General features: G+C 38.6%; 6 protein-coding genes. All 6 read left to right on the top strand.

All coding sequences use genetic code 11. The features are described from left to right. Window positions 1-350: DUF234 domain-containing protein (locus Q0486_RS01440; RefSeq protein ID WP_299229716.1), on the top strand; the 350-nt coding region annotated here is incomplete at its 5' end. A 29-nt stretch (window positions 351-379) separates the two neighbouring features. Continuing rightward, entirely contained in the window at window positions 380-2,602 is a 2,223-nt protein-coding gene (locus Q0486_RS01435; protein ID WP_008764682.1) for a hypothetical protein, read from the top strand. 152 nt (window positions 2,603-2,754) lie between these two features. Beyond that, window positions 2,755-3,018: a helix-turn-helix transcriptional regulator gene (locus Q0486_RS01430; protein WP_032588293.1), complete on the top strand. Its 264-nt coding sequence runs from the start codon at window positions 2,755-2,757 to the stop codon at window positions 3,016-3,018. Window positions 3,019-3,061: 43 nt separating this feature from the next. Continuing rightward, on the top strand, window positions 3,062-5,890 hold the full coding sequence (locus Q0486_RS01425) for a type I restriction endonuclease subunit R (protein ID WP_299229707.1): 2,829 nt from the start codon (window positions 3,062-3,064) through the stop codon (window positions 5,888-5,890). A 13-nt stretch (window positions 5,891-5,903) separates the two neighbouring features. Next, window positions 5,904-6,608: a GIY-YIG nuclease family protein gene (locus tag Q0486_RS01420; RefSeq protein WP_299229704.1), complete on the top strand. Its 705-nt coding sequence runs from the start codon at window positions 5,904-5,906 to the stop codon at window positions 6,606-6,608. 4 nt (window positions 6,609-6,612) lie between these two features. Next, window positions 6,613-7,534, top strand: a 922-nt coding sequence (locus tag Q0486_RS01415) for an N-6 DNA methylase (RefSeq protein WP_299229701.1), incomplete at its 3' end; no start/stop codon positions are given.

Here is a 7,534-nt window from a genome sequence, read left to right as displayed (position 1 = left end):
GGGAAAAATTATGTCGGGATGCCGTAACAGGAAATCTTGTCAATGGAGTGGTTTACGGCAAGGCAAAACGCTGGTGGGGTTCTGTTATCAATGAGGATAAGAAGCCGGAACAGGTCGAATTCGATGTGATGGCTGAATCGCTTGATAAAAAGTATCTGCTGGTTGGTGAATGTAAATGGACAACTCAAGAGAATGGTAAACAGTTAACAACTGAACTCCTCCGCAAGGCTAATTTGCTGCCGTTTGCCAAGAAATACACCATAGTTCCGATGCTGTTTCTTAAGAATGCTCCAAAAGATGAGGCAGGAAATACTATGTTGCCGGAAGATGTTGTCAGATTAAGTTACTAATGTTTAATTAGCTTTACTGTATAAATTTTATGCCTGAAACACTGAATTATCAAAATCGTGCCATAGCTTATAGTGTGCTTGCACATATCTATGATAAAGGGACATTAGCTCATGGTCCATTAGATATTTTTATTCCTATAGTAAAAAATGCACTATCTGAACTATATCCATTAGGAGTGGTGAAGGGAAATAGCATGAAAGAAATTACTGATGCTATTGAGAAAAAGTTTTCATTGGTCATTCCTATATCCGTCTTAAATAATATTTTAAAAGTTATTGCTTCAGAAATAAATAAGACGAATGGTCGTGAGGACATGCGGATATTTAATGATGGCTCATTTTGGATTGATAAATTTATATTTGAAGACTACTCTGAATTGATACAAAAAGGTAAAGAGGATGTGGCGAAAGTTGTGCATATGTTTAAAACTTTTTGTAAAGCGTATAATGTAGGTACTACAAATAATGACGTTGATTTATTTAAGTTTGTAGAACAAAATCGTAGTGAGATATCATATTATTTGGCAAATGGTAGTAGTGAAGCTACGATAGATTCTTCTCACAATGTTCTTATAGCGCAATTTATTGATACATTTAAACAAGTCCCTGAGATTTTTGAAAAGATTCGTGATATTTATTTGGGTTCAATGCTTTCATGTTATTTGGACTATCAGCCGTCTGATGCCAATATGAATGTTGAACTATTATTAGATACAAATTTCATTATTAGCCTCTTGGATTTAAATACTCCAGAATCAACCGAAACTTGTAATACTCTTATAGACGTAAGCCGAAAATTAGGTTATAAGTTTACAGTTCTGAAAGATACAATAGAGGAGATTCAGGCATTGTTGTTATTTAAATCTACAAATTTAAGCAGTGCAATTATTGCTAAAAATATAAATCGTGAAGATATTTATAATGCTTGCGATAGAAGACACTTATCTAGCACGGATTTAAATAGAATATCGGATAATTTAGAGGATACACTTGTTAATCACTTCAAATTCCATGTTATACCACAAACAAAACAATGGCAAGGAAAGGCGAAATTTAGCAAGGAATTTTCTATAATTCGCAAATATAGAAATACGGACAAAGCAGCCTTGCATGATGCTATGGCTTTGGTTTATGTTAGGGAGAAGCGAGGGGAAAAGTATATCCAAGAGTTTGGTAAAGTTAACTGTTGGTTTGTCAATAATGCGATAAGTCATGATAATGATTATTCGGATACAGAGTATAAGGATTTATATAGCTGCAAGAAGCATCAGCCAGAAATTATTAAAGTAGATGACTTGTTAAATATTCTTTGGTTGAGTAATCCGACAATTGATATTACTAGTGATGATGTTGCTACAATGGGGATAACATCTTTAGTTTCATATACTTTAAATTCATCTTTGCCTAAAGCAAGGATTATTAAAGAATTAGATGATAATATCCAAAAATATCGCGAAATCTATAAAATTACGGATAGGGATGTTGTTAACTTATCAACTCGTATCGCAAGCAGGCAAATAAAAGATGTGCAAGAGCTTAATGAACTTGCACATAAAGATGAGGCTGCATTTGCGGCAAGGGTCAAAGATGAATCTATGCGGCAGGAGCAAATTGAGGTAAATCGTGCCCAAAAATTTGATAATCTATTTCAAATGCTTCAAGGTGAGATAAAAGAAATTAAGGATAATCAAGTAAAAATGCAACAAAAGTATAATGAACGTATGCACGAACTTGAAAGCAAAGAAGCCGAGTTAAAAAATAGTGAAAAAATTATATACCAAGAAAATGAAGTTCTAAAAGCAGACAAAGATCAACTTGTTTCAGAGAAAGAAGGTATAAAAAAGGAAAAGGAGATATTTGAGATGAAAATCAAGAATTTATGGGAGCAAGAAAATAAACAACGAGCAGAACAAAAAGAAAAAATTCTTGATTATGAAATTGCAAAATCAAAAACTCGTTCTACAACTTTATTTGTAGTTGGTTTGTTCATAATGATTATTACGTTAGGGGCAATGTCTTATTACTATTTTGTTGCTGCAGATGATACAGTACAAGTGATTAATGATTTTTGTAATTTCAAACCCATTTCTTTTGTGATAACGTTCATTCTTGCACTATTTAATTACTTTACTATTTCAAATTTTTATAATTGGCATTACAATCCTTCATTCGTTGTCAACAAAAAGAAGTTGGTGAAAATTCCTGATTGTTATAAACCAATTAGTTTTGAAGACTATATGCATGAAAAATAGTGCTAGGGTAATGATTCCAACTTAATGATCAAAAATAGTATGGCGATTTAAATTTAGTTACTTGTCAATAAACAACCTGAAAGTTGTGCCGTCTCAATTATTTATAGTACTTTTGCCTACAAAATAGGGCAAAGGTATTTTTGATGCATATAATGGCAGAAGAAAAGATAGGCAACGCATTGGAAGTAAAAGAGGAAACGGTGGAATGCAAAAGCAAAGATTGGGTTTGCCATTCGCAGGCTATAGCAGCAATCATGTCGAACCGAATGGGAGAACTTAGCATGACACAACGAGCGTTGGCCGAGAAGATGAATTGCACTCAGCAATATGTTTCCAAGGTGTTGAAAGGTCGCGAGAATTTGTCATTGGAAACCTTGTGCAAGATAGAAAATGCATTAGGTATCAAAATATTGTAAGCCGGAATAAATAAGTAATAATACCATAATAGGGCACAAGAATATGTCAATACAGAGCGAAGCGGCATTGGAAGCTGGACTTATAGCCACACTTCGGCAAATGGGCTACGAATATGTCCAGATTACTGAAGAAGACAATCTTTATGCCAATTTCAAACGGCAGTTGGAAATTCACAACAAGAAACAATTGGCGGAAGTTGGTCGTAACTCATTTACGGATGAAGAGTTTGAGAAGATAGTGATATATCTTGAAGGTGGTACTCGCTTTGAAAAGGCAAAGAAACTTCGTGACCTATATCCTCTTGATACTGCTAACGGACAGCGCATTTGGGTAGAATTCCTTAATCGTACCCAATGGTGTCAGAACGAGTTTCAGGTTTCGAACCAGATTACGGTGGAGGGACGAAAAAAGTGTCGCTATGATGTAACGATTCTTATCAATGGCCTCCCTCTGGTTCAGATTGAATTGAAACGTAGGGGTGTAGAACTCAAGCAGGCATACAATCAGATTCAACGTTATCATAAGACATCCTTTCATGGGCTGTTCGACTATATTCAGCTGTTTGTTATCTCCAATGGCGTAAATACTCGCTATTTTGCCAACAATCCCAATGGCGGATATAAGTTTACATTTAACTGGACGGATACGGCGAATCTGCCGTTCAATGAACTGGATAAGTTTGCTGTATTTTTCTTGGAAAAGTGTACGCTCGGCAAGATTATCGGGAAATATATTGTATTGCATGAAGGTGATAAGTGTTTGATGGTGTTGCGCCCATACCAGTTCTATGCTGTAGAAAAGATATTGGATCGGGTGCAGAACTCCAATGATAACGGTTATATCTGGCATACAACAGGAGCAGGAAAGACATTGACTTCATTCAAGACAGCACAGCTCGTTTCGGAGTTGGATGATGTAGATAAGGTAATGTTCGTTGTTGACCGCCATGACCTTGATACACAAACCCAGTCAGAATACGAGGCCTTCGAACCGGGAGCCGTTGACGGTACGGACAATACGGATGAACTGGTAAAACGCTTGCATAGCAACTCCAAGATAATCATTACCACCATTCAGAAACTCAATGCTGCCGTAAGCAAAACTTGGTATAGCAGCAAGATTGATTCGATACGCCATTCTCGTATCGTGATGATATTCGATGAGTGCCACCGCAGCCACTTTGGGGAGAGTCATAAGAAGATTATGCAATTCTTCGATAATGCCCAGATATTCGGATTTACTGGAACTCCTATTTTTACAGAGAATGCAGTTGATGGGCATACGACCAAAGAGGTGTTCGGCAACTGTCTACATCGTTATCTGATTAAAGATGCCATTGCCGATGAAAATGTTCTCGGTTTCCTTGTAGAATATTATCATGGCAGTGAGGAAGTGCAGAACGGCAGTGCCAATCGCATGACGGAAATCGCCAAATTCATCCTTAATAATTTCAATAAGTCAACATTTGACGGAGAGTTCGATGCATTGTTTGCTGTACAGTCCGTACCGATGCTTATCCGTTATTACAAGATATTCAAGGAACTGAATCCCAAGATTCGTATAGGTGCAGTTTTTACTTATGCAGCCAATGGAAGTCAAGATGATGATCTGACAGGAATGGGTACAGGTTCTTATCTGAATGACAGTGCCGGTGAGGTTGATGAACTGCAAGCCATCATGGATGACTACAATGAAATGTTCGGGACATCGTTTACGACAGAGAACTTCCGTGCATATTATGATGACATTAACCTGCGTATGAAAAAGAAGCGAGCTGATATGAAGCCGCTTGATCTTTGTCTGGTCGTCGGAATGTTCCTTACCGGTTTTGACAGCAAGAAACTCAATACGCTTTATGTAGACAAGAATATGGAATACCACGGCTTGTTGCAGGCATTCAGCCGGACAAACCGTGTGCTGAATGAAAAGAAACGCTTCGGAAAGATTGTGTGTTTCCGTGATTTGAAAAGCAATGTTGATACCGCTATCAAATTGTTCAGCAACAGTAACAATCCGGAAGAAATAGTGCGACCTCCGTTTGAAGAAGTCAAACAGGAATACAAGGAGCTTGCTACCAATTTTTTGAAGAAATATCCGGATACAAATTGCATAGACCTTTTGCAGAGTGAAAAAGCTAAGAAAGAGTTTGTTTTGGCGTTCCGTGATATTATCCGTAAACATGCTGAAATACAGATATACGAGGATTATAATGAAGAGTCTGATGATCTCGGCATGACGGAACAGCAATTTATGGATTTCAGAAGTAAGTATCTTGATATCCATGATACTTTTGCACTCGTTGATCCAGCACCGTCACCCAAACCGGATGATGATACAGATGTTCCGGATGACGGAGACCTCGGTGATGTGGATTTCTGCCTTGAACTCCTACATAGCGACATTATCAATGTGGCATATATCCTTGAACTCATTGCAGAACTTGACCCATATAGTGCCGATTACGCAGAACGCCGTCAGAATATCATTGATACGATGATTAAAGACGCAGAAATGCGCAGCAAAGCCAAACTTATCGATGGTTTCATTCAAAAGAATGTGGATGACGATAAGGAAAACTTCATGATTCAGCGAGGTAAAGCTGACGGTACAAGCGATTTGGAAGAACGGTTGAACCACTATATTGCCGTTGAGCGAGAAAATGCCGTCAACTCATTGGCTAAGGAAGAGGAAATATCGTCATCGGTATTGAATCACTTCCTCAAAGAATATGACTACCTGCAAAAAGAGCAGCCGGAAATCATACAAAAAGCATTGAAAGAGAAGCATCTCGGATTGATAAAGACGAGAAAGGCGTTGACGAGGATTTTAGACAGATTGCGTAATATCATACGCACTTTCAGTTGGGATTAAAAGAAATACTGATATGGTAAAGACAAATGAACCCGGATATGTGTATATCTTGACTAATCCAAGTTTTCGTGAGGATTGGGTCAAGATCGGTAAAAGTGCGCGGCCTGTAGATATACGTTCCAAGGAACTTGACAACACGGCTGTTCTGTTGCCTTTTGAGATTTATGCAACCATTCAGACGGTCAAATATAACGATGTTGAAAAGCATGTACACAAGACTATTGATCGGTTGACGGATTTGCGTATTCGTCAGAATCGGGAGTTTTTCAATGTACCGCCTCAAATAGCTTTGGATATATTCAATGACATAGCCAAGATGATTGATGATGCGGTTGTTACGGTCTATGTAGATAATAAACCGGTTTGTCATAACGAAAAAGATTCATTGCCTGTCGTGCAGAAACGAACCGTAAAGCGAGGACGTTTCAAATTCAGCATGGTCGGTATTAAAATAGGGGAATGTGTTACCTTTATTCCTACGGATACGGAAGTCAAGGTAGCAAGCGATGATTCCGTTGAATACGAAGGTCGTATTTATAAATTGTCCCCTTTTGTCGGTACGTTTATGCCGGAAGAGAAACGAAATACATCGGGTGCATATCAAGGGGCAAAATATTTCTCATATAAAGGGAAAGTGCTGGATGACCTGAGAAGTATAATTGAAAGCAATATACCATTGCCGGAAAGTGATGTAATACAGAATAATATAGAGCAATAAGGATATGAGTGAAGAACTGCAACAGAAACTCCGTGACCAGCTTTGGGCGGTCGCAAACCGTTTGCGCGGCAATATGTCGGCAAGCGATTTTATGTATTTTACTTTGGGATTCATTTTCTATAAATACCTGTCGGAGAAGATAGAAACATACGCCAACAGTGCATTGGAGGATGATGAAGTTACATTCAAGGAATTATGGGAAATGACCGATTCGGATGCTGCGGAATTGCAGGAAGAGGTCAAGAACCAATGCTTGGAAAATATAGGCTATTTCATTGAACCGAAATTCTTGTTTTCGTCTGTAATCGAAACTATCAAGCGGAAAGAAAATATCCTTCCGATGCTGGAACGCTCATTGAAACGCATTGAGGATAGTACGCTCGGACGTGACAGCGAAGAGGATTTTGGTGGTCTGTTTTCGGATATTGACCTTGCTTCCCCTAAGCTCGGAAAGACAACCGATGACAAGAATACGCTTATAAGCAATGTTCTGCTTGCACTTGATGATATAAAATTCGGAGTGGAGGCCTCTCAGGAGATTGATATTTTGGGCGATGCTTATGAGTATATGATCAGTCAGTTTGCTGCCGGTGCAGGCAAGAAAGCCGGTGAGTTCTATACTCCGCAAGAGGTCAGCCGCATATTGGCGGAGATTGTTACTCTTGGGCATAACCGTTTGCGTAATGTTTACGACCCTACTTGCGGTAGTGGTTCACTATTGCTCCGTGCAGCAAGTATCGGTAAGGCGGCATATATCTATGGACAGGAGAAAAATCCGACTACTTACAACCTTGCCCGAATGAATATGTTGCTGCACGGTATCCGATTCAGCAGCTTCAAAATAGAGAATGGCGATACGCTTGAATGGGACGCATTCGATGATATGCAGTTCGATGCAGTGGTTGCAAATCCTCCGTTCTCTGCCG

The organism is uncultured Bacteroides sp. (genome assembly GCF_937912035.1).
Classification (GTDB): domain Bacteria; phylum Bacteroidota; class Bacteroidia; order Bacteroidales; family Bacteroidaceae; genus Phocaeicola.
This window is presented reverse-complemented; position numbering and strand designations above follow the sequence as displayed.

Coding starts and splice junctions, on each gene's coding strand:
- Q0486_RS01435 (WP_008764682.1), top strand. CDS start 380: ATGCCTGAAACACTGAATTATCAAAATCGTGCCATAGCTTATAGTGTG.
- Q0486_RS01430 (WP_032588293.1), top strand. CDS start 2,755: ATGGCAGAAGAAAAGATAGGCAACGCATTGGAAGTAAAAGAGGAAACG.
- Q0486_RS01425 (WP_299229707.1), top strand. CDS start 3,062: ATGTCAATACAGAGCGAAGCGGCATTGGAAGCTGGACTTATAGCCACA.
- Q0486_RS01420 (WP_299229704.1), top strand. CDS start 5,904: ATGGTAAAGACAAATGAACCCGGATATGTGTATATCTTGACTAATCCA.